The following is a 21,835-nucleotide window of genomic DNA, read 5'->3' as shown; positions in this document are numbered from 1 at the left end:
CTTTGGTCCTGCTGTTTCCTGTTGCCCGTACTTATCGGCTCAACGCATTACTTTCTGAATGACTTCGATCAAACGGTTTGGATCGAAGGGCTTGACCAGCCAGCCCGTGGCGCCCGCGGCGCGTCCGGCCTGCTTCATCTGATCGCTGGATTCGGTGGTGAGAATGAGAATCGGCGTGTTCTGGAACTTGGGGTCTTCGCGCAGCTTGCGGGTCAGACCGATGCCATCCAGACGCGGCATGTTCTGGTCGGCCAGCACCAGGTCGACTTGTTCGAGCTGTGCCTTCTCGAGCGCATCCACGCCGTCAACCGCCTCCACAACGCGAAATCCCGCCCCTGCGAGGGTGAACGCCACCATCTTTCGCATCGAGGGGGAATCATCAACAGCCAGAATCGATCGCATGTATAGCTCCAACAGACGGGCAATAAAAGGTAGAAGAGTGCATGGTCAGTGGTCAGAACAGCTCGACCGAGCCAGCATCCATCTCGCTTTGCGTGACGGGATTGGGCCGGTCGGGTATCGCCGGCAGGCCCAGGGAATCGTCCTCCCCCTCGTCCACGCCCATGGTGGCTGCGGCCAACTGGAACGCGCAGCCTTGCAAAATCTTCGTAATATGGGCGATCAACTGGGAGGACATGTCGTGAAACTGCAACTCGGTCACCGCCAACCGAAGCGTGGACCGCGCGGCGTCCAGCTCGGGCAAGGCGCCTAGCGCCTCACCGGCCAGCTGGCCGTGGGTCTCGTCGAAACGGTCCAGCAGGTTCTGCGTTGCATGATTGAGAAGGCCTTCCAGGCGCTGCAGATCGCGCATCGCCACCAGCAAGGCATCCTGCAGGTCTGCGGCCACCATGACGGGCATGGGGACGGCAGGCTCGCCCGAAGGCTTGTGCATTGACTGCATTGTTACTCCACCACCAGCGTTTCAGCCCAATGTTCGCCATGCTCTGCAGCATGGCCAGCCCTTGTCAATCGTCCCCAGGAATGCAGCGCATCCCTTGATATACACGACCACTTGCATTTATGTTCCAAAATGTATCTCATGATAGCGCCCCCGGGGATGCCAGACCACCGCACAAGCCCTTGCGCATACTGCACATCGAGGATTCGGCGGCCGACCAGGCGCTGGCGCGGCTGAGCCTGCTGCGCGGCGGGCTGGTCTGCGAGATTGTCGCGGTCGACCTGCTCGATGATGCCGCAGCCGCGCTGCAGAGCCAGGCATTCGACCTCATCCTGGCCGACTACCACCTGCCCGGCTTCACGGCGCTGGACGCCTGGGAGCTGGTGCGCCGCCAGCCCGGGCATCCGCCCTTTGTGCTGCTGTCGGGCGCCATCGGCGAGTCGGCCGCCGTGGACGTGATGCGCGAGGGCATCAGCGACTACCTGCTCAAGGACCACATCACGCGCCTGCCCCATGTGGTCTCGCATGCGCTGGAAGTGCACGAGGCCCGCCTGGCGCGCCGCCGCGCGGCGGCCGAGCTGGCGGCGTCCGAGCGTCGCCTGGCCGATCTGACCGAGCATCTGCAGACCTCCACCGAGCGCGAGCGCGCCAGCATTGCCCGCGAGATCCACGATGACATCGGCGGCTCGCTGACCTCGGTGAAGTTCGATGTGGCCTGGATTGCGCGCAATGCGCCCGAGGGCGGACTGCGCGAGCATGCGCTGGCCGCGCTGGAAATGCTGGAGCATGCGCTGGGTGCAAGCCAGCGCATCATGATGAACCTGCGCCCGCCCGTGCTGGACCAGGGGCTGGTGGCCGCCGTGCAGTGGCTGGCCGAGAATTTCGAGCGCCGCACGGGCGTGCCCACCCGGGTGCGCAGCAGCCGCGAGAGCATGAACATCGCGCCCGACATCCAGGTCGTGGCCTACCGCACGGCCCAGGAGGCGCTGACCAACGTCGGCAAATATGCCCAGGCGCGCCATGTGGACATCGATCTCTCGGACCGCGAAGGCTTTCTCACGCTGGAGGTGACGGACGACGGCGTGGGCCTGGCCGAAGGCGCGCGCGACAAGCCCGAATCCTTCGGTTTGCGCGGTCTGGGCGAGCGTGCGCGCACCGTTCAGGGCTGGCTGGATGTCAGCAGTCAAGCCGGGCGAGGAACCTCGGTCATCGTCTCCATTCCGCTGGACGATGGCGGCACTTGCCCTAATATCCCGGGCAATGAATGCTGAACGCCATGGCGGCGTGACCCTTTTTCCAGGAGGCCGACTTTGATCCACGTGGTGCTGTGCGACGACCATGCGGTGCTGCGCCGGGGCATCCGTGACACCCTGGCCGAGGCAGTGGACATCAGCGTCACCGCCGAAGCAGGCAGCTATGCCGAGCTGCGCGAACAGCTGCGCACCGCCACCTGCGACGTGCTGCTGCTGGACATCAACATGCCCGGCCGCAGTGGCCTGGAAGCCCTGGCCAGCGTGCGCGAAACCCATCCGCTGATCAAGGTGCTCATGGTCTCCATGTACCCCGAGGATCAGTACGCGCTGCGCTGCCTGAAGGCGGGCGCGCAGGGCTACGCCAACAAGGCAGGCGACCCGGTGCTGCTGATCGAGGCGGTGCGTACCGTGGCCACGGGGCGCAAGTACCTGACGTCCGAAGTGGCCCAGATGCTGGCCGACAGCCTGGCCCAGCCCGCACCCCAGGTGCCGCATGAAAGCCTGTCCGAGCGCGAGCTGCAGACACTGATCAAGATCGCGGCCGGGCAGCGGCTGACGGACATCGCCACCGAGCTGATGCTCAGCCCCAAGACCGTCAGCGTCTACCGGGCGCGCGTGCTGGAAAAACTGCAGATGAGCAGCAATGCCGAACTCACGGCCTACGCCATCCACAACCAGCTGATCTGAGGCTTTTGCGGCCGACAGGCCTGTAAATCTGTTGTTTTTCACAACTGCTTACATTGAAGTGCCAAATACCGCAATGCCGCGCTGCAGCAAGGCGACCAGGGGCTGCTCGAGCAGCGGCAGCGTGGCCATCAATCCTGTCAGGCCCACGGTGAGCGTGACCGGAAAACCCACGGCATAGATGTTCATCTGCGGTGCCACGCGCGAAATGATGCCCAGCACCAGGTTCACGAACAGCAGCATGGCGACCATGGGCAGGGCGATCCAGAAGGCACTGGCGAAGACCGCCGCCCCCATCTCGTGCAGCCGCATCTGGTTGATGGCCTGCAGGAAGCTGCCGTCCACAGGAAACGCCTCGTAACTCTTGAGCACGGCCATCAGCACCAGCAGGTGCCCGTTGATGACGATGAACAGCAGCGTGGAAATCTGGACCATGAAGCGCGCCACCGCGCTGAGCTGGGCATTCGTGGTCGGATCAAAGAAGCTGGCGAAGTTCAGGCCCATCTGCAGGCCGACCACCTCGCCTGCGACCTCCACGGCGGCAAACACCAGGCGCACGGCAAAGCCCACGGCCAGCCCCACGCCGACCTGCTGAATCAGCGTGCCCAGCGCCTGCGGCGAGTTGATGCCGATCACGGGCTGGTCGCCCAGCACGGGCTGCGCGCACACCGCGACCAGAAAGGCCAGGCCGATCTTCAGTCGCATGGGAATGACGCGCTGCGAGAACACGGGGGCCACGGAGAACATGGCCAGCACGCGCAGAAACGGCCAGAGAACGGGCGACAGCCACGCCACCAGTTGGGCTTCGCTGAAGGTGATCACAGTGGCGTTTCCAGTGCGCGGCGAAGGGCTCAGCCCACCGCCTGCGGAATGGTCTCGATGGTGCGGCGGATGAAGTCCACCAGCGTGCTCAGCATCCACGGGCCCGCTATGGCAAACACCAGCACGGCGGAGATGAGCTTGGGCACGAAGGCCAGCGTGGCCTCATGCACCTGGGTCACCGCCTGGAAGACGCTGACGGCCAGGCCCACGGCCAGCACCACGCCCAGCACGGGCATGGAGATCATGAGCAGCAAGGTCAGTGCCTCGCGGCCGAAGGTGAGCACGTATTGGGAGGTCATGGAAGGATTTCCAAAAAAGAGCGGGGCTAGACGGCGAAGCTGGCCGCCAGCGAGCCTATGAGCAGGTTCCAGCCATCGGCCAGCACGAAGAGCATGAGCTTGAACGGCAGGGCCACCAGCACGGGCGACAGCATCATCATGCCCAGGGACATCAGGATCGAGGACACGACCATGTCGATGACCAGGAAGGGAATGAAGATCATGAAGCCGATCTGGAACGCGGTCTTCAGCTCGCTGGTCACGAAGGCGGGCACCAGCACGCGCAGCGGTGCGGTCTCGCTGGTGACGCCTGCATCGAGCTTGGCCAGCCGCGCGAACAGCGCAAAGTCCGACTGGCGCGTCTGCTTGAGCATGAAGTCGCGCATGGGCGCCTCGGCCTTCTCAATGGCCTGCTCGAAGGTCACGGCATTCGTGGTGTAGGGCACGTAGGCCTCCTGGTACACGCGGTCCAGGGTGGGGCCCATGACGAACAGCGTCAGGAACAGCGACAGGCCGATGATCACCTGGTTGGGCGGCGCCGACTGCGTGCCCAGCGCCTGGCGCATCAGCGACAGCACGATGACGATGCGGGTGAAGCCCGTCATCATCAAAAGGATGGCCGGCAGAAAGGACAGCGCCGTGAAGAACAGCAGGGTCTGGATGGGCACCGAAAAGCTGGTGCCACCACTGCCCTGGCCGATGACCAGCGGAAGGCTGGCGGGCGCGCCCTGTGCCCAGGAAGCCAGGGGCGTGGCGCAGCACAGCGCCAGCGCTGCGGCGCCAGCAGCCTGGCTCAGCGTGCGCGCCGGGCGCTTGCAGGAATATTCAGACATTCGCACCGTCCGCAGGCAGGCTGCGCGCTTGCGCCATCGCAGCCGAAAAATCAGCAGGGGCCGGGGCCTGCAGCACATGCAGGCACTGGATGCTTTGCGCCGTGACGCCCAGCACCAGACGCACGGTCTGCGCGCCCTCGCCCACTTCCACCGTCACCACCCGCTGCTGCGGGCCCACGCCCACTGCGCCCAGCACCCGCGACTGCAGGCCGGCGGCACCGCGCAGCGCAGCCGTGCGCTGCTGGAAGCGGCGCAGCAGCCAGGGCAGAGCGGCCATGGCCGTGACCAGGGCCACCACCGTGAGCAGGGTCGGCCACAGCGGGCCCATGCCAGCGCTCTCAGCCACGGCTGACCCGGCGCAGGCGCTCGGACGGCGTGACCACGTCGGTCAGGCGGATACCGAACTTGTCGTTGACCACCACCACCTCGCCCTGGGCGATCAGGTAGCCGTTGACTAGCACGTCCATGGGCTCGCCGGCCAGTGCGTCGAGCTCGACCACCGAGCCCTGGGCCAGTTGCAGGATGTACTTGATCGGCACCTTGGTGCGGCCCAGCTCCACCGACAGCTGCACCGGAATGTCCAGCACCATGTTGATGTCGTTGACCGGCACATCGCCGCCACCGGCGTAGGGACGCACGGGCTCGCCCGTCAGCGGGCCGCCCTGCTCCTCTTCCAGCTTGGCGTCGCGCTCGCGCTGCTCGTCCAATGCCTCTGCCCAGCCCGAGAACGGATCATCGCCAGCGGGCTTTTGCGTATCTTCAGTTGCCATTGTTTTCTCCCATCCAGCCAGCGTCGGCGCCACGCAGGCAGTTCTCGACGCGGATTGCGTACTTGTCGTTGTGAGTGCCGTACTGGCACTCGAAAATCGGAACGCCGCCAATGGAGGCGCGGATCAGCGGCTCGCGGTCGAGTTCGATGAAATCGCCGGGGCGCATGGCCAGCAGTTGCTCCACCGTGGCGTCGGCACGTGCCAGTTCGGCCACCAGGGTCACCTCGGCGGCCTGGATCTCGCGCTTGAGCACCTTGACCCAGCGGCGGTCCACTTCGATGGAGTCGCCCTGTGTCGAGGAATACAGCACATCACGGATGGGCTCCAGCGTTGCATAGGGCATGCAGATGTGGATGGAGCCCGAGATGTCGCCGATCTCCAGCTGAAAGGCCGTGGACACGACGATTTCGCTGGGCGTGGCGATGTTGGCGAACTGCGGCTGCATCTCCGAACGCTGGTAGCCCAGCTCCAGCGGATAGATGCCGTGCCAGGCCTTCTTGTATTCCTCGCAGATCACGTTGACCAGGCGGTTGATCACGCGCTGCTCGGTGTGCGAGAAGTCACGTCCTTCGATACGCGTCTGCAGCCGGCCCGTGCCGCCGTACAGCGTGTCGATGACACCGAACACCAGCGAGGGGTCGCAGACCACCAGGCCGCTGCCGCGCAGCGGACGGATGGCGACGATGTTGAAGTTGGTGGGCACCACCAGCTCGCGCAGGAAGGCGCTGTAACGCTGCACCGACACCGTGCCCACGGACACTTCGGGGCTGCGGCGGATGAAGTTGAACAGGCCGATGCGGAAGTTGCGGGCAAAGCGCTCGTTGACGATTTCCATCGTCGGCATGCGCCCGCGCACGATGCGCTCCTGGCTGGAGATGTCGTACTGGCGGATGATGCCCGCCTCGACCTCCTCGGTCGTGGATTTCTGGCTCTCGCCGGTCACACCCTCCAAAAGGGCATCGACTTCTTCCTGGGAGAGAAACGAATCGCTCATGGCGCCTGGCCTCCCCGGTTACTGAATGATGAAGCTGGAGAAGAGCACGCGGCGCACCGGGTTCTTGGCAGCGGAGGAGCGGCGGCGCTCGCCGTCTTCGTCCTCGGCATCCTCGTCGCGGCTGCGCTTCTTGGCCTTGGCCTGGCTGCCGTAGCCCAGCGGGGCCGAGACTTCGTTGAGCACGTCGGCGGCCAGGCGCTCCTTGCCTTCGCGCTCGAGCAGTTCCTCGGCCGTGCGCTGGGACACCAGCATCAGGATGCCGTTGCGGATGCTGGGCAGGTATTGCTTGACCGTGGTGGCGGTCTTCTCGTCGGCCAGCTCCAGCGTGATGCCGATCTGCACGAAGCGGTCGCCGCCCGTATCGGACAGATTGACCACCAGGTTGTCCAGCGGCAGGAAGGTGGGCACGGTCACGGCCGCCTTGCTGGCGCTGCCCTCTTCCTCATCGCCGCTGCTGTGCCGCTTGGACAGCAGGATGAAGGCAGCGGCCGCGCCTATGGCCAGGACGGCAATGATGACGATCAGCACGATCAGCTTCTTGCCCTTGGCCGGGGCGGGAGCTGCATTGTTGGCGGCATTGGGTGTGGCAGACACTGGAATTCCTCTGGGTGAGCGGGACCGCCACGCGCACGCGCTTCATGCGCGGCGCCATGACGCAGCAGGCCCATGGCAGGAATTATTCGGCGATTGGACCCCGGACCATGGCCTGAATAAGCGCATGAAACCCCGGTTTCTCGCTGGCTTGATGGCCCTCAAACGCCACAGGCCGGGCAGCTTGTCGCCACCCGGCCTGTTGTGAAAACCCTGAAACGGCGCATGCGCCGCCCCGCAAGAAGCGCAGGAAGAATCAGACGAACAGATCCACCCCGCCCGCTGCCGCGCGGCCACCGCCGGCCTGTGCGGCGCCATTGCCGCCCGTGACGCCGGCGGCATCGACCATGGCGCTCACGCGGCCCTGGCGCGCCTGGGCGTCCGCCCCCTGTCTTCCCGAATCGCCGCTGCCGGACTGGCCGCCCGCATCCACGCTGACGCCGGCCAGTTGCAGGCCCTGGGCCTGCAGCAGCTCGCGCAGCTGGTCGGCACCGTTGCCCAGCCAGTCACGCGCCTGGGCTTCGCTGGCGCCAAAGCGCACATGGGCCTCGTTGCCCTGCAGGCTGACCTGCACCTGGATGGCCCGGCCCTCATGCTCCACGGACAGCGAGGCGTTCTGGTTCTTGTTGTGGACCCAGAAGGCCACCTGCTCGGACACCTGCTGCTCGCGCTCGGTGGAGTTGCCCGGCTGGGCCTGGGCGTCGGGCTGGGCAAAGGCCGCGCCATTTTGGCCGGCCGCCTGCTGGCCCAGGGATTGGCCGGCATGGGCCGCGCCCACGGCAGCCGCAACGCCGTGCAGTCCGTTCGCCGCCGACTCCGTGGAGGCGGTGCCGCCCTCCCGGGCTCGCTCGAACAGGCCGCGCCATTCTTCGGGCCGCACTGCGGCCATGCCGTTGAGCGCAATGCCCGACGCCAGGGCCACGTCCTGCCGCACACCGCCCGCTAGGGCCTGGGGCGTGTGTTCATGCGTGGCCTGGGCGGTGGTTGCCGTGCGTGCGGCGGCGGCCGTCAGTGCCGCATCGGACTGCACGGCGGCCAGCACATCGGCGGCCTGGGCCTGTGCCTGGGTGCTGCGCGCAGCGCCATCGGTCAGGGCCACGGCTGCATTCGGGTCCGCAGCGGCAGCCAGGGCCGCAGCATTGGCGCTGGCCGTGGCCAGCGCCGTGCCTGCGGCATCACCGGCTGCGGACTGCGGTGCCAGGAAGGCCGCGTGCGCCACGGCGCCCTGCTCCTGGCGCAGGGCCATCATGGCGGCGCTGCCCCGGCCGGACAGCCAGTCGCCCGCCACGCCCTGCAGCATGTCGCGGTCGCCCTTGCCGTCCAGATGGGCGGTCTGCCCGACCAGGCTGAGCCAGGGCGCCTGGCCGTTGGCAGCCAGCGCCATGGCATCGGCCTGCGCCGAGGTGGTCATATCGGTCGGCTCCGCCTGCGGCTGCAGCGGCAGTTGCGGCTGCTGCAGCAGACCCTGCGCCAGGCCGGGATCGGCCAGCAGGTCTGCGGCATCCTTCAGGCCGTCCTTGGCTGCGCCCTTGAGGCTGGACAGCGCGGAAAGAGCGGCACTGCCGTCCTCGCCCAAGGCCTGGCCCAGGGCGCCCGAGGCCAGCGCCGGCAATCCGCCAATGCCGTCCATCGCTGCCAGCAACGAAGAAAAGCCTGCGGCCTGGTCGTTGGAGGGCGGCTGCGTGCCGCGCGCGGAGCGAACGCCTTCCATGGCGCGCTGCATGGCGCTGCGCGCATCGGCGCGCTGTTCGATCTGGTTGGTGGACATGCGTCAAGCCTCCTGGAATGTCAGCCCGAAGCTGCGACGGAAAAACTGGATGGCCGCACGTTCATCGGTCTCCTTTTGCTCGCGGCGCATCTGGCTGAGCGCCAGATCGCGGCGGCGCACCTCGACGACCTTGCGCAGGCTGCTGACCCGCAGCTCGCAGGCCATCAAGGCCTTTTGCGCGGCCTCCAGGCGGATCGCCAGGTCGGCCAGCACCCGCGTCTGCAGGCCGATGGCGTGCTGCAGGCGGTCCATGAACTGGTACTGGTGGAACATGACCTCGGGCTGCACGGACTGGTTTTCCTGCGCGCCCCAGCGCGTCTGCATTTCCTGCACATAGTGCTGCAGCTGCTCCATTTGCGTCTGCGCGGCCTGCTGCGAGCGCAGGCGCTCCTGCACCGCCTGGCGCGCCTCGTCACGCTTGCGCGACGCGGCATCGATGGCCACCATCAAGGCATTCAAGGACGACATACCGGGGTTTCCTCCCTGTGTTCGTTATCGCGTTGGTCGCGTTTTGGCAGTGCCGCGTCGCCGCGTCACTGCCCACCGAGTGCGGCAGCCATGCCCGAGATGCTCTCGTCCATGGAAGCCGACTCGAACATGCTTTGCTGCAGAAAGGCCGCCATGGCCGGCTGCAGGCGTATCGCCTCATCCATCTGCGGGTCCGAGCCCGCCATGTAGGCACCGACCTGGACCAGGTCCCGCCCCTTCTGGTAGCGCGAATAGACAGCGCGAAAGCGCCGTGCCAGCTCGAAGTGCTCGCGCGAGACCACGTTGTGCATCACGCGCGAAGCCGATTGCTCGATATCGATGGCCGGGTAGTGGCCCGACTCGGCCAGCGCCCGCGACAGCACGACGTGGCCGTCCAGAATGGCGCGCGCCGCGTCGGCAATAGGGTCCTGCTGGTCATCGCCTTCAGACAGCACGGTGTAGAAGGCCGTGATCGAGCCCACGCCGTTGAGGCCGTTGCCGCTGCGCTCGACCAGGGCCGGCAGCTTGGCAAAGCACGACGGCGGATAGCCCTTGGTGGCCGGCGGCTCGCCAATGGCCAGGGCGATCTCGCGCTGGGCCATGGCATAGCGGGTGAGCGAGTCCATGAGCAGCAGCACATGCTGGCCCTTGTCGCGGAAATGTTCGGCAATGGCCGTGGCATAGGCGGCGCCCTGCATGCGCAGCAGCGGCGGCGCATCGGCCGGGGCGGCGACGACCACGGCGCGGCTGCGGTCCTGCGCACCGAGGATGTCCTCGACGAATTCCTTGACCTCGCGGCCGCGTTCTCCGATCAGGCCGACCACGATCACGTCCGCCTGGGTGTAGCGCGCCATCATGCCCAGCAGCACGGACTTGCCCACGCCCGAGCCCGCGAACAGGCCCAGACGCTGGCCCCGGCCCACGGTGAGCAGGGCGTTGAGCGAGCGCACGCCGGTGTCCAGCGTCTCGCGCACCGGGTCGCGGTCCATGGCGTTGATGGGGTTGCGGTCCAGCAGATCGGCGCTCACGTCGGCCAGCGGGCCGCCATGGTCCAGGGGCTGGCCCTGCGAATCCACGACACGGCCCAGCAGGCCGCTGCCAATGGGCAGGCGCAGCACGCCGGCCGCCAGGGACACGGGCGGCTCGACACCGTCGCCAAAGCGCAGCGGTGCGACAAAGGGTTCGGCCGGCGTCACGATGGCGCCGCTGGACAGGCCCTGGATGTCGCCCGCAGGCATGAGAAACGCACGCTCGCCTGCAAATCCGACAACCTCGGCCAGCACCGGGTCCTGGCCCTGCTGGCGTATCCAGCACTGCGAGCCCACGGGCACCTGCAGGCCCGTGGCCTCCAGCACCAGGCCGGTCAGGCGCGTGAGCGTGCCGTGGGTTTCCAGGGGAATGTCGCCCTGCAGGCGGGCGCGGGCATTGGACAGCAGTTGCTGCCAGGGCCTGGCGGCAGGCTCGGGGGTCAGTTTGGCGGCGTCGGCCAGCGGGGCGTCAACCGGCATCGCGTTCTCCGTCATACCAGGTGGAGACCAGGCCCAGCGCGGCCACGGCGCGGCGCCAGCGCTTGTCCATGCCGGCATCGACCTGGGCGCCACCCGATTCCACGCGCACATCGCCCTGAGCGACGGAGGCGTCGCTGATCCACTGCACCTTGGACTGGGCGCCATGCTCGGCGCGCAGCGCCTCGTCCAGCACGGCGAAGTCGGCGGGGTTCAGGCGCACGGTGGCGGCGCGACCGTCGGCGGCCAGCATGTCCAGCGCCTCGCGCACCACGGGCAACAGGGCCTGGGGCTGGCTGCGCAGCTCCTGGCGGACCACCTGGCGCGCAATGTCGCAGGCCAGGTTGAGCAGTTCCTGCGCGGCATCCGTCTGCAGCTGCTTGAAGCCGGCATCCAGGCCGGACAGCAGCGCGTCCACGCGCTGCGCCGTCTCGCGGCCTTTGCCGGAGACGTAGTCATCCATGTGTTGCTGCCACTGCTGCCGGGCTTCCTGGCGGCCCTGCTCCAGGCCCTCGGCATGGCCTTCGGCGCGTGCCTGTTCCAGCAGGGCATGCAGTTGTTCCTCATCCACTGCGGGGGCGGTGGAGGCCGGGGCGCCCGGCGTGTCGGCTTCGACATCCAGCACCATGGAGTCGGCCTCCAGCCGGGGCGCATCGGAGCGGCCGGGCAGCGACAGGCTGTGAAAGCCCGACGAGGAGGCAGGCGCGCGCGCCATGCCCGCGCCGCCATGCCCAGCCTGAGCACCGGATGCGGCGGGCGCACCCTGGATGTCCGGCAGCCCCGCGAGGCTGGGCAGGCTTTTCAGGCCCCCCATGTGGTCCACGGCGCCGAAGCGCCACTGCACCACCTGGCGCTCGTCGATCTCCTCGGAAGGGATGAAGCGCGAGTTCATGCCGTTAGACATAGCTGTCTTCCGCACCGCTGCCGATGGTGATCTGGCCTTCTTCGGCCAGGCGACGCACCACCTTCAGGATTTCCTTTTGCTGCGCTTCCACTTCGGACAGGCGCATCGGGCCGCGGCCTTCCAGGTCCTCGCGCAGCGACTCGGCGGCACGCATGGACATGTTGGCCAGAATCTTGTCGCGCACTTCCATCGAACCGCCCTTGAGCGCGATGATCAGCGTCTCGGACACCACCTCGCGCAGCACCAGCTGCACCGAGCGGTCGTCCAGCTTGACCAGGTCGTCGAACACGAACATCTTGTCCATGATCTTCTGGGCCAGGTCCGGGTCGTAGTTGCGGATGGTGTCCAGCACGGCCACGTCGGCATTGCCGCCGAGGTTGTTGATCATCTCGGCCGCCGTCTTGACGCCGCCCAGCGAGGTCTTGCGGATCTTGTCGCCGCCGGCCAGCACCTGGAACAGCACCTCGTTGAGGTCCTTGAGCGCGGTCGGCTGAATGCCTTCCAGCGTGGCCACGCGCAGCATGACTTCGCTGCGGAAACGCTCGGGCAACTGCATCAGGACGGCAGCGGCCTGCTCGTGCTCCAGGTGCACGAGGATGGCGGCCACGATCTGCGGATGCTCGCCGCGCAGCAGTTCGGCCACGGACAGCGGGTCCATCCACTTGAGGCTTTCGATGCCGGAGACATCGCCGCCTTGCAGGATGCGGTCGATCAGCAGCGCCGCCTTGTCGTCGCCCAGGGCGCGCTTGAGCACCGAGCGCACATAGCCGCTGGCGTCGTCCACCAGCAGGCTTTGCGCGGCCGCGTCATCGGCAAAGCGGTTGATGACGAAGTCCACCTTCTCGCGCGAGACACCGCGCATGTGCGCAATGGTCTCGCCGAGCTTTTGCACTTCCTTCGGGGTGAGGTGCTTGAACACCTCGGCCGCTTCCTCCTCGCCCAGGGAGACCAGCAAGATGGCGGCGTCGTTCAGGCCTCGTTCGTCCATATCTCAGCAATCCGTGTTTTGAGAGGCTCAGGTGGCCTCGCCGTTGATCCAGGTCTTGACGATGTTGGCCACCGCGATCGGGTTCTGCTTGGCCAGTTGGCGCGCCTGCTCCAGGCGCACTTGCTCCTGCGTGGGCGAAAGATCGACAGCGGGTGCAGCCAGCGCCGGACGGTCCAGCTGCTCGCCCTCGATGGCATTGAGCTGTCCGCCCACGGCCACCGTCTTGCGGCTCTTGAGCATGGGTCGCACCAGGCCCAGCAGCAAGATGGCGCCGAACAGGGCCAGGCCGATGGGCACGCCCAGGCTGCGGGCCATGGCCAGCACTTCGGGCTGGCGCCACAGCGGCACATCGGCGGGCACTTCGTCCTGCACAAAGGGCGTGCTGACCAGGTTGACCGAGTCGCCGCGCTCGGCGCTGTAGCCCACGGTCTCGCGCACCAGGGTCAGCAGTTGCGCCTGCTGCGCCGCCGTCAGGCCGCGTGCGGCGGCAGCGACGGTGGCTGCATCGGTTGCCGCACCAGCAGCGGCCGGCGCAGGGGCAGCCACCAGGGGCGCATTGATGACCACGGCGGCCGTCAGGCGCTTGATGCTGCCCGTGCTGCCGCGTGTGTGGCGCACGGTCTTGTCCACTTCGTAATTGGTGATGGACTCGCGCTTGCTGGCAGCGCGGGCGGCGTTCTGGCCGTCGGCCGCCTGGGGCGCGGGATTGGCGCCGTTGACGGGAGCGGAAGCGTTCTGGGGCGGCTGGTTGCTGGTGGCGCCGGGAATGCCCGTGGGCTGGGGCGGCTTTTGCTCGCCCGAGCTTTCCACCACCTGCTGACTGCGCACCACGCCCGCGTCGGAGGACTGGTTGGGGCGGTGCTGCTCCGAAGTCGATTCGGTCTGGCTGAAATCCATCTCGGCCGAGACCTGCGCCTTCACATTGTTCTTGCCGACCACGGGCTCCAGGATCTCCAGGATGCGGCGCACGTACTGCTGCTCGATCTGCTGGGTGTAGTTCAGCTGCTGCATGTCCACGGCGTTGGCGTTGCCGTCGGGCGACTGCGACAGCAGCTTGCCCGAGTCGTCCAGGATGCTCACGGCCGTGGGCGCCATCTCGGGCACGCTGGAGGCCACCAGGTGCACGATGCCCGCGATCTGCGTGCGGTCCAGCACACGGCCCGGGTACAGGCTCAGCAACACCGAGGCCGAGGGCTTTTGCTGCTCGCGGAAGAAGCCGTTCTGATTGGGCAGGGCCAGGTGCACGCGTGCGCTTTGCACGGCGGCCAGGGCCTGGATGGAGCGCGTCAGCTCGCCTTCAAGGCCGCGCTGGAAATTGAGGCGTTCCTGGAACTGGGTGATGCCGAACTTGCTGTTCTCCATCAGCTCGAAACCCGTCACCGAACCCTTGGGCAGGCCCTGGGTGGCCAGCTTCAGGCGCACATCGTGCACGCGGTCGGACGGAATGAGGATGGCACCGCCGCCTTCCGTGTAGCGGTAAGGCACGTTCATCTGCGACAGCTGGGCGACGATGGCGCCGCCATCCTTGTCGCTCAGGTTGGAGAACAGCACCTTGTAGTCCGGCTGGCGGTAGAACATGGCCGCCGCACCCAGGGCGACGACCAGCAGCACGGCGATCGCGCCCCAACGCAGGCGCGCGCCACGGTCCATGGCCGTCCAGCGCTGCTGCAAGGCAGGCTGGGGCACGGGAGTGGCTTGAGGGACAGGGATTTCAGCGACAGCAGACATCTTGGTTCCAGGTGTTCGAGCCCTGCACACACAGGACCCTAGCGTGCTGTCGATTATTCGAAGTCCGCCGCTTCACATTCGCCCGATAAGCGCGCCGTTTGGCCGTCTATTTGCCGCGATGCGAAAACCCCGCCGCCCTACGATCTCGTCATCTTGCTAACTCCGATGGAATGTGTCATGGACCTTCGCATCCCCAGTACCACCTCTCCCCTGTACGGCACCCAGCTCCCCAAAGGCGTGGGCGCAGGCGACGCATCGACCAAAGTGGCGGCTGGCGGCTTCAGCCAGGCCCTCCAAGGCGCGCTGCAGTCCGTCAGTTCAGCCCAGAACAACTCCAGCCAGCTGCAGCGTGAGGTGCAGTTGGAGAACCCGGCCGTCAGCCTCGAAGAAACCATGATCGCCATGCAAAAGGCGCAGATCGGCTTCCAGGCCACGATGCAGGTGCGCAACCGGCTCGTGCAGGCCTATACCGACGTGATGAACATGCAGGTGTGAGGACGTCCGGCCCCGGCCGGACCCTCTTTTCCTACTCAGATCGCAGACCGCAGACCGCAGACCGAACGGGATTTGCGCGCGCGATTGCGCTTGCATTGCATTGCCATTGCATGGCAGCGTCATTTCCACGCATTCGGATCTTGCCGTCTTCAGGGTCCTTGCTTCGTTTTCCCCGGATCTGGCCTCCGGCCGTCCCTCATTCCTGGCCGCCCTTCCTGCGCACGGCCATCCAGCATTCCCCCGCCTCCACCTCTTTGACCGAGCGCAGCCTCATCCCGCGCATGGATGGGTACGCCCAAGCTCCAGCCGTGCCTGCGCCCGCTGCGCAGATTCATTCAACCGAATCCCAGTCCGGAAAAGACAAAACCCTCGGGCACGGATGCCGGAGGGTTGAGCAGCGGGAAGAAAGAAGAGAGAAGAGAGAGAAAAGGGACGCGGCTTCAGCTGGCCGAGTGGTAGATGCGCGCCTTGCCCGGTCCGGCATGGGGATGTCCATACAGGTCGCGTCCATACGTGGCCTGGTCCGAAGTCTGGGGAATCAGCGCCGCCGCCTGGCTCTGGGCCACCACGGCCATGCGTGCCAGCTGGTCGCGCTGCATGGCCATCTGCTCGCCCAGGGCCTGGGCGCGTTCGCGCAGCTCCTGCGTCCAGTCGGCCGCGCTGAAGCGCCGGGCCAGCTCGGAGAACGCCGCCATGGCATCGCGCAGCCGGGTGCTGGACTGCTCCAGCGCGACCGCATCCTTCGATTGCAGCGAGGCGGACACCATCCGGACCACCGCGTCCAGGGAATCGAGCATCTCGCTGAGAGTCATGGGACAGGCCTTGCTGAAAAAAGAAAGCGCGTGCTCGCGCCGGAAGGAAAAACCGAGAAAGAACCGAACCCGCGCTCAGACGCGCGAGTGCGAGAGGAATTCTTCGGAGTTGGCCAGCAGCTTGTCGGCCACGGCGTCGGCGTTCACGCGGAAGGTGCCGTTGGCAATGGCTTCGCGGATTTCCTTGACGCGGTTGGCATCGAAATCGGCCGTGGCGCGACCAGATTGGTCCAGTGCGCGGGCCGAGGTCGAGAACGACACGGGAACACCGGCCGCCTTGGCAGGCTGGGCCTGGGCGGAGGATTCCTCGGTGGCAATGGTGCTGGCTGTCTTGGGCTGCTTGGCGGCGGCCTGGGAGGCAGCGGCGGGCAGTTCCGGTTTTTGACCTATCTTCATCTTGATTCTCCAATCGCCCTGGCGGCGTGAGGCGCTGTGCCTAGCTTTCGACTGCCTGGAACAAAACTTGAGGTTTTTTTACTGGACCAGCACCACGCCCTCGGGATTCACCACCCCGGAGATGAGCCGGCCATTATCCATGCGAACCCGCACGGTCTGGCCTTCGCCGGCGGCCGACATGGCCTTGCCCGACGATGTGACGGAAAAACCACCACCGTTGACCAGGACGCGCACTTCGGCACCCACCGCGAACAGCGCCGGCGTGCGCAGCATGTTCTGGCGCAGTGCCTGGCCTGCGGCCAGCGGGCGGGAGGCCACCAGGCCCACCCAGTCCTGCTGGTTGGCGTAGACGGCGGCCGATTCCTCGGCCCAGTCCACTTCGGCCTGGACGGCATCGTCGGCCGACAGCGGGCGGCCCGAAGGCACGCCGTTTTGCAGCACCCAGGCCGGCCCCCAGGCCTTGACCGTGATGGGCAGGAACACATTCCAGGCCACGGCGCCCTGCAGGCAGCGCAGACCCAGGCGGGTACGGCCCCACAGGCGCGAGCCTGCGGGCAAATAGGGTTCGACCTTGGCGCAGGCGGCCAGGCGCAGGCGCGGATCGAGCTGGCCCATCTGCACTTCCATGCGCAGGGGCAAGGCGCCCGCGCCGGCCATGCCTTGCTGCAGGGCCTCGTCGGCAAAGCGCTGGCCGATCTGGCTGAGCTGGGCTGCACCGTCAGGAGCGTTTTGCGCGAAGGCAGGGCCTGCCAGCGACGCTCCAGCGGCAAGCGCAGCGCATGCGGCGGCGCGAGCGAGGGCTCGGACGGCGGATGGCGAATGGGCGGTGCTGAAGTTCGGCATGGCTGTGGCTCCTGACTTGCTCCGGCCTCCCGTCAGGATGGGTGGGACACCTGGAGCGATGCCAGCAAATATAGGGCGAGCGCTCTTTTCCGAAGCGCCGAACTGCGCAGGCAAACGCGCTTTCTTCGCGCTTTAGCGTTCGGGCCCGATTTCCATAATCGACGCATGCCGCAGTCCGTGGGCTGCCGCCATTTCGTCAACCGATCACCGCAAATCCCAGAGGGCGAGGCCGACATGCTCGACAAGATGACTGAACGACTGGACTTCCAGAGCAAGGCGCTGGTGCTGCGCGCCGAGCGCCAGCGTGCAATCGCCAGCAACATCGCCAATGCCGACACCCCGGGCTATGTGGCGCGCGACTTCAATTTCCGCGAGGCGCTGACGGCCGTTACCTCCGGCCCCTCGCCCATGACGCTGGCCAGCGTCAGCCAGGGCGGACACATTCCCCTGCCTGCCGCCGCCTCGGGGCAGAGCGCGCAAAGCCATCTCGGCTACTCGGTGCAGGCCCAGACCAACATGGACAACAACACCGTGGACCTGGACCGCGAACGCGCCAACTTCGTCGACAACGCCGTGCGCTACGAAGCCACGCTGCGCTTTCTGAACGGCCAGGCCAAGACCATGCTGTCGGCCATCCAGGGCCAGTAAGCCGGCGCCACAGATCACAGGAGCTTTCCCATGTCCATGTTCTCCATCTTCAGCATCTCCGGCAGTGCCGTCAGCGCCCAATCGCAGCGCCTGAACGTCGTGGCCTCGAATCTGGCCAACGTCGATGCCGTGGCTGGCCCCGACGGCAAGGCCTACCAGGCGCGCCAGGTGGTCTTCCAGACCGTGGCCATGGGCGAGGAGGGTTCCTCTGGCGTGCGCGTCAGCGCCATCAGCCAGGACAACACGCCCGGCCGCCGCATCCACGACCCCCAGCACCCGCTGGCCGATGCCGAAGGCTATGTGACGCACTCCAACGTCAGCGCCGTGGACGAGATGGTCAACATGATCTCGGCCTCGCGCTCCTACCAGAACAACGTCGAGGTCATGAACACGACCAAGTCGCTGCTGCTCAAAACCCTGCAGATGGGCCAGTGAGCCCCGTCCGCACCACCTTCCAGGAGCCACTCCCATGATCTATGGCGCAGGCAGCGTCGCCAGCACGGCCGACATCAACAACAAGTCCGCCACGAGCAATTCGACCACCGACCCCGCGGCGGCGCAGGACCGTTTCCTGAAACTGCTGGTCGCGCAGTTGAACAACCAGGATCCCATGAATCCCATGGACAACGCGCAGATGACCTCGCAGATGGCGCAGATCAACACCGTCACCGGCATCCAGCAGTTGAACAAGACCATGGAAAGCATGGCCGGCCAGTTCACCGCCATGCAGGTGCTGCAGGGCACGCAGATGATCGGCCGCACCGTGCTGACCGAAGGCAACACCCTGGGCGTGGGCAAGGAAAAGTCCTATACGGCTGCCTTCGACCTCGAAGGCCCGGCCGCCGACGTGAAGGTGCAGATCACCACCGCCAGCGGCGAGCTGGTGGACACCGTCGAGCTGGGCAGCGGCACCGCTGGCCGCAACTACTTCACCTGGGACGGCAGCAAGTACACGGGCGACGCCAGCCAGCTGCGCTACACGGTGCAGGCCACGAATGCCGACACGGTCGTGGCCTCGACCACGCTGTCGCCCCATGCGGTGCTCGCCACAGGCACCACCGACGGCAAGCTGACGCTGGAGCTGGACGACGGCACCAACGTCGCCTACGCCTCCGTCAAGGCCGTGTACTGACCCCCGCACCATCCACCCAAATACATCGCAGGAGCACACCATGGGATTCCAACAAGGCCTCTCGGGTCTGAACGCCGCCAGCAAGAACCTGGACGTGATCGGCCACAACATCGCCAACGCCAACACCACGGGCTTCAAGTCCTCGCGCGCCGAGTTCGCCGAGGCCGTGGCCAGCGCCGTGGGTTCGGCCAGCGGCCAGAACAGCGGCATCGGCGTCAATGTGGCCGCCGTGACCCAGCAGTTCCGCCAGGGCCCGATCACCACCACGGGCAACAACCTGGACGTGGCCATCAACGGCAACGGCTTCTTCGTCGTGCGCCAGCCCGACGGCAGCACGGCCTATACGCGCGCCGGCAACTTCGGCCTGGACAAGCAGGGCAACCTCAAGACCGTGCAGGGCGACAACGTCATGGGCTACCCCGTGGACGCCACCACGGGCAAGGTGCTGGCCGGCGGCCAGCCCGTGCCCATGGTCTTTCCTTCGGGCCAGCCGATCGCTGCCAAGACCACGACCAAGATCGACGTGTCGCTGAACCTCGATGCGCGCGCCACGCCCGCAGCCGGCAACTCCACCGCCACGCCGCCCGTGCCCGCCACACCGCGCGCCACCTACGGCACCTCGATCAACGTCTATGACAGCCAGGGCGTGCCCACGCCGGTGCAGATGTACTTCGAGAAGGACACGGCCGCCAACACCTGGAAGGTCTATGACGGCCTGGACGATCCGACGGCATCGCCCCCGAAGGTCGCCACCTTGCTGACCACCCTGGTGTTCGATGCCTCCGGCAAGATCACCAGCGGCAGCCCCGTGACGGCGCAGATCAAGAGCAGCAACCCCAACGCGCCCACGCCCGGCACCATCAATGGCACGGCGGGCGTGACGCTGGACTTCTCCAACGTCTCGCAGTTCGGCTCCAAGTTCGCGGTCAGCAGCCTCAAGCAGGACGGCTACACCGCAGGCGCGCTCACCGGCATCAATGTCGGCAACGATGGCTCCATCGTGGCCACCTACTCCAACGGCGTGACGCGCACCGAGGGCCAACTGGCCCTGGCCGCCTTCACCAACACCCAGGGCCTGGGCGCCGTGGGCGACAACAAGTGGGTGGAGACCTCGGATTCGGGCCCGGCCCTGAACGGCACGGCCGAGTCGGGCACCTTCGGCTCGCTGCGCTCGGGAGCGCTGGAAGACTCCAACGTGGACCTGACCGCCGAGCTGGTGAACATGATGACCGCGCAGCGTGCCTACCAGGCCAATGCCCAGACCATCAAGACCCAGGACCAGGTCTTCTCGACCCTGGTGAACCTGCGCTGATAGCCAAGAACTGAGTCAGGAGAGCCGGCATGGACCGCATCATCTACACCTCCATGACGGGCGCCAACGCAGCGGCGCAGCGTCAGTCCGTGCTGGCCCACAACCTGGCCAATGCCGGCACCAACGGCTTCCGGGCCGAAATGTCCACCTTCCGCTCCGTGCCCCTGCAGGGCAGCGGCGCGGGCACGCGCGTGTTCGCGCTGGAGGCGACCTCCGGCTACGTGGACACGCCCGGACCCACCCAGCGCACGGGCCGCGCACTGGACGCCATGGCCATGGGCCGCGCCTGGTTCGCCGTCCAGGGCCTGGATGGCCAGGAGGCCTACACGCGCAACGGCGTGTTCGAGGTCTCCCCCGAGGGCCAGCTGGTCAACAGCAACGGCCAGGCCGTGCTGTCCGACGGCGGCGGCCCCATCGACATTCCCCCCGAATCCACGATCACGCTGGGCTCGGACGGCACGCTGACCGCCAAGACCGGCAACCAGCTGCCCGTGGCCGTGGGCCGCGTCAAGCTGGCCACGCCGCCCGAGGACGCCGCGCTGGTGCGCGGCAATGACGGCCTGTTCCGCACGGGCGACGGCGATCCGCTGCCCAACGACGAGAACGCACGCCTGCTGTCCGGCGCCATCGAAGGCTCGAACGTGAACTCGGTGGAGACCATGGTCGGCATGATTGCCGCCGCCCGCCAGTTCGAGACCCAGATGCGCCTGCTGCAGACGGCAGAAACCAATGACAAGACGGCCAGCCAACTCTTGAGCATGAACGGCTGAAAGCACTGAAAAGGAAAACGCCATGATCAATTCACTGTTCATCTCCAAGACCGGCATGGAAGCCCAGCAGACCCAGCTGGACGTGATTTCCCATAACCTGGCCAACGTCTCGACCACGGGCTACAAGCGCGCCAGCGCGGTGTTCGAGGATCTGATCTACCAGAACCTGCGCCAGTCCGGCTCGCAGACGACCGAGCAGAACCAGTTGCCCACGGGCCTGCACCTGGGCCTGGGTGTGCGCACGGTGGCCACCTCGCGCAATTTCCTGCAGGGCGCCCTGCAGCAGTCCAACAATGCGTTGGACGTGGCCATCGACGGCAACGGCTTCTTCCAGGTCAACATGCCCGACGGCACCACGGCCTATACCCGTGACGGCTCCTTCCAGGTCGATGCGCAGGGCCAACTGGTGACTGCCAGCGGCATGCCCATCGCCAACGGCGTGACCATTCCCCAGGGCGCGACCAAGGTGTCGATCAGCCCCGAGGGCGTGGTCAGCGTGACCATGGCCGGCCAGGCCGCGCCCCAGCAGGTGGGCAATATCGCGATGAGCCAGTTCATCAATCCGGCCGGCCTGGAGCCGCGTGGCCAGAACCTGTTCACCGAGACCGCTTCCTCGGGCCAGCCCCAGCAGGGCCAGCCCGGCGTCAACGGCATGGGCATGATCAAGCAGGGCTACCTGGAAGGCTCGAACGTGAACGTGGTGCAGGAGCTGGTGACCATGATCCAGACCCAGCGCGCCTATGAAATGAATTCCAAGGCCATCACGACTTCGGACCAGATGCTGGCCAAACTCGCGCAGCTGTAATTGATCTCTCCCCCTGAGCGGCTTCGCCGCTTCCCCCTCTCTACTCGCTTCGCGAGGGAGGGGGACGACGCCCTCGCTGCGGGGCGGCCCTTGCTCGGCGTCCCTGACCTGGGCCGCGCCGGTCTCCGGGGTCGCGCC

The 21,835-nt window shown here is 66.7% G+C and carries 27 protein-coding genes; 9 read left to right on the top strand and 18 right to left on the bottom strand.

From position 1 onward, the window contains the following. Nucleotides 1–39: 39 nt before the first annotated feature. Both DELCS14_RS02945 and DELCS14_RS02940 read right to left on the bottom strand, forming a co-directional pair. On the bottom strand, nucleotides 40–402 hold the full coding sequence (locus DELCS14_RS02945; RefSeq protein WP_012202586.1) for a response regulator: 363 nt from the start codon (nucleotides 400–402) through the stop codon (nucleotides 40–42). 52 nt (nucleotides 403–454) lie between these two features. Further along, complete coding sequence (locus tag DELCS14_RS02940) at nucleotides 455–901, bottom strand: hypothetical protein (protein ID WP_012202585.1); 447 nt, start codon at nucleotides 899–901, stop codon at nucleotides 455–457. Nucleotides 902–1,020: 119 nt separating this feature from the next. On the opposite strand from DELCS14_RS02940, the gene DELCS14_RS02935 reads away from it, so the two are divergent. Both DELCS14_RS02935 and DELCS14_RS02930 read left to right on the top strand, forming a co-directional pair. Beyond that, the gene (locus DELCS14_RS02935; RefSeq protein ID WP_013800373.1) at nucleotides 1,021–2,169 is read left to right on the top strand and encodes a response regulator; all 1,149 of its coding nucleotides are present in this window, start codon (nucleotides 1,021–1,023) and stop codon (nucleotides 2,167–2,169) included. 39 nt (nucleotides 2,170–2,208) lie between these two features. Then, nucleotides 2,209–2,838, top strand: a complete 630-nt coding sequence (locus tag DELCS14_RS02930; protein ID WP_012202583.1) for a response regulator transcription factor — start codon at nucleotides 2,209–2,211, stop codon at nucleotides 2,836–2,838. 48 nt (nucleotides 2,839–2,886) lie between these two features. Here DELCS14_RS02930 and fliR read toward each other — a convergent pair whose 3' ends face one another. The 13 genes from fliR to fliF all read right to left on the bottom strand — a co-directional run bounded on the left by fliR (nucleotide 2,887) and on the right by fliF (nucleotide 14,484). Continuing rightward, complete coding sequence (gene fliR, locus DELCS14_RS02925; RefSeq protein WP_012202582.1) at nucleotides 2,887–3,657, bottom strand: flagellar biosynthetic protein FliR; 771 nt, start codon at nucleotides 3,655–3,657, stop codon at nucleotides 2,887–2,889. A gap of 29 nt (nucleotides 3,658–3,686) precedes the next feature. Continuing rightward, nucleotides 3,687–3,956, bottom strand: coding sequence for a flagellar biosynthesis protein FliQ (fliQ, locus tag DELCS14_RS02920; protein ID WP_012202581.1), 270 nt, complete (start codon nucleotides 3,954–3,956; stop codon nucleotides 3,687–3,689). Nucleotides 3,957–3,982: 26 nt separating this feature from the next. Then, a complete protein-coding gene (gene fliP, locus DELCS14_RS02915) occupies nucleotides 3,983–4,768 on the bottom strand; it encodes a flagellar type III secretion system pore protein FliP (RefSeq protein ID WP_012202580.1) in 786 nt (261 codons plus the stop codon). After that, the gene (locus tag DELCS14_RS02910; protein ID WP_012202579.1) at nucleotides 4,761–5,096 is read right to left on the bottom strand and encodes a flagellar biosynthetic protein FliO; all 336 of its coding nucleotides are present in this window, start codon (nucleotides 5,094–5,096) and stop codon (nucleotides 4,761–4,763) included. The genes fliP and DELCS14_RS02910 overlap by 8 nt, the downstream gene beginning before the upstream one ends. A 10-nt stretch (nucleotides 5,097–5,106) precedes the next feature. Then, nucleotides 5,107–5,538, bottom strand: coding sequence for a flagellar motor switch protein FliN (gene fliN / locus DELCS14_RS02905; protein ID WP_013800372.1), 432 nt, complete (start codon nucleotides 5,536–5,538; stop codon nucleotides 5,107–5,109). Further along, nucleotides 5,528–6,532: a flagellar motor switch protein FliM gene (fliM, locus tag DELCS14_RS02900; RefSeq protein ID WP_012202577.1), complete on the bottom strand. Its 1,005-nt coding sequence runs from the start codon at nucleotides 6,530–6,532 to the stop codon at nucleotides 5,528–5,530. The genes fliN and fliM overlap by 11 nt, the downstream gene beginning before the upstream one ends. Nucleotides 6,533–6,550: 18 nt before the next feature. Then, a complete protein-coding gene (locus DELCS14_RS02895; RefSeq protein WP_013800371.1) occupies nucleotides 6,551–7,126 on the bottom strand; it encodes a flagellar basal body-associated FliL family protein in 576 nt (191 codons plus the stop codon). A gap of 253 nt (nucleotides 7,127–7,379) precedes the next feature. Further along, a complete protein-coding gene (locus DELCS14_RS02890) occupies nucleotides 7,380–8,891 on the bottom strand; it encodes a flagellar hook-length control protein FliK (RefSeq protein ID WP_013800370.1) in 1,512 nt (503 codons plus the stop codon). Between the two features lie 3 nt (nucleotides 8,892–8,894). Further along, nucleotides 8,895–9,359: a flagellar export protein FliJ gene (fliJ, locus tag DELCS14_RS02885; RefSeq protein ID WP_012202574.1), complete on the bottom strand. Its 465-nt coding sequence runs from the start codon at nucleotides 9,357–9,359 to the stop codon at nucleotides 8,895–8,897. Nucleotides 9,360–9,424: 65 nt separating this feature from the next. After that, entirely contained in the window at nucleotides 9,425–10,867 is a 1,443-nt protein-coding gene (gene fliI / locus DELCS14_RS02880; protein WP_012202573.1) for a flagellar protein export ATPase FliI, read from the bottom strand. Next, entirely contained in the window at nucleotides 10,857–11,768 is a 912-nt protein-coding gene (locus DELCS14_RS02875; protein WP_013800369.1) for a FliH/SctL family protein, read from the bottom strand. The genes fliI and DELCS14_RS02875 overlap by 11 nt, the downstream gene beginning before the upstream one ends. After that, complete coding sequence (gene fliG / locus DELCS14_RS02870; RefSeq protein WP_012202571.1) at nucleotides 11,761–12,756, bottom strand: flagellar motor switch protein FliG; 996 nt, start codon at nucleotides 12,754–12,756, stop codon at nucleotides 11,761–11,763. Before fliG ends, DELCS14_RS02875 begins: the two co-directional genes overlap by 8 nt. 27 nt (nucleotides 12,757–12,783) lie before the next feature. Then, nucleotides 12,784–14,484 (bottom strand): flagellar basal-body MS-ring/collar protein FliF, encoded by a 1,701-nt coding sequence (gene fliF, locus DELCS14_RS02865; protein ID WP_043795662.1) that lies wholly within the window; start codon nucleotides 14,482–14,484, stop codon nucleotides 12,784–12,786. Nucleotides 14,485–14,661: 177 nt separating this feature from the next. Between fliF and fliE the strand changes: the two genes are divergently transcribed. Further along, entirely contained in the window at nucleotides 14,662–14,979 is a 318-nt protein-coding gene (fliE, locus tag DELCS14_RS02860) for a flagellar hook-basal body complex protein FliE (RefSeq protein ID WP_013800367.1), read from the top strand. Between the two features lie 440 nt (nucleotides 14,980–15,419). Here the strand turns inward: fliE and DELCS14_RS02855 are convergent, their stop codons facing one another. The 3 genes from DELCS14_RS02855 to flgA form a co-directional block, all read right to left on the bottom strand. Beyond that, nucleotides 15,420–15,791, bottom strand: a complete 372-nt coding sequence (locus DELCS14_RS02855; protein WP_012202568.1) for a hypothetical protein — start codon at nucleotides 15,789–15,791, stop codon at nucleotides 15,420–15,422. A 75-nt stretch (nucleotides 15,792–15,866) separates the two neighbouring features. Next, a complete protein-coding gene (gene flgM / locus DELCS14_RS02850; protein WP_012202567.1) occupies nucleotides 15,867–16,187 on the bottom strand; it encodes a flagellar biosynthesis anti-sigma factor FlgM in 321 nt (106 codons plus the stop codon). 78 nt (nucleotides 16,188–16,265) lie between these two features. Next, nucleotides 16,266–17,030, bottom strand: coding sequence for a flagellar basal body P-ring formation chaperone FlgA (gene flgA / locus DELCS14_RS02845; protein ID WP_013800366.1), 765 nt, complete (start codon nucleotides 17,028–17,030; stop codon nucleotides 16,266–16,268). 234 nt (nucleotides 17,031–17,264) lie between these two features. Here flgA and flgB point away from each other — a divergent pair, with 234 nt between their 5' ends. From flgB to flgG, 6 genes are read left to right on the top strand one after another with little or no spacing between them, the layout of a single operon-like run. Then, nucleotides 17,265–17,678 carry a flagellar basal body rod protein FlgB gene (gene flgB / locus DELCS14_RS02840; protein WP_013800365.1) on the top strand — a complete coding sequence of 138 codons (414 nt, stop codon included), beginning with the start codon at nucleotides 17,265–17,267 and terminating at the stop codon, nucleotides 17,676–17,678. A 30-nt stretch (nucleotides 17,679–17,708) separates the two neighbouring features. Next, nucleotides 17,709–18,113 carry a flagellar basal body rod protein FlgC gene (flgC, locus tag DELCS14_RS02835; protein WP_012202564.1) on the top strand — a complete coding sequence of 135 codons (405 nt, stop codon included), beginning with the start codon at nucleotides 17,709–17,711 and terminating at the stop codon, nucleotides 18,111–18,113. A gap of 34 nt (nucleotides 18,114–18,147) precedes the next feature. Beyond that, nucleotides 18,148–18,810 (top strand): flagellar hook capping FlgD N-terminal domain-containing protein, encoded by a 663-nt coding sequence (locus DELCS14_RS02830; protein WP_012202563.1) that lies wholly within the window; start codon nucleotides 18,148–18,150, stop codon nucleotides 18,808–18,810. Between the two features lie 40 nt (nucleotides 18,811–18,850). Next, complete coding sequence (gene flgE / locus DELCS14_RS02825; RefSeq protein WP_013800364.1) at nucleotides 18,851–20,122, top strand: flagellar hook protein FlgE; 1,272 nt, start codon at nucleotides 18,851–18,853, stop codon at nucleotides 20,120–20,122. A 29-nt stretch (nucleotides 20,123–20,151) separates the two neighbouring features. Further along, on the top strand, nucleotides 20,152–20,892 hold the full coding sequence (locus DELCS14_RS02820) for a flagellar basal body rod protein FlgF (RefSeq protein WP_013800363.1): 741 nt from the start codon (nucleotides 20,152–20,154) through the stop codon (nucleotides 20,890–20,892). A gap of 22 nt (nucleotides 20,893–20,914) precedes the next feature. After that, the gene (gene flgG / locus DELCS14_RS02815; RefSeq protein WP_013800362.1) at nucleotides 20,915–21,697 is read left to right on the top strand and encodes a flagellar basal-body rod protein FlgG; all 783 of its coding nucleotides are present in this window, start codon (nucleotides 20,915–20,917) and stop codon (nucleotides 21,695–21,697) included. Nucleotides 21,698–21,835: the final 138 nt, after the last annotated feature.

The sequence above is a fragment of the Delftia sp. Cs1-4 genome, from assembly GCF_000214395.1.
Classification (GTDB): Bacteria; Pseudomonadota; Gammaproteobacteria; order Burkholderiales; family Burkholderiaceae_C; genus Comamonas; species Comamonas acidovorans.
Note: the sequence above shows the minus strand (reverse complement) of the source record. Positions and strands in the feature narration are given on the sequence as shown.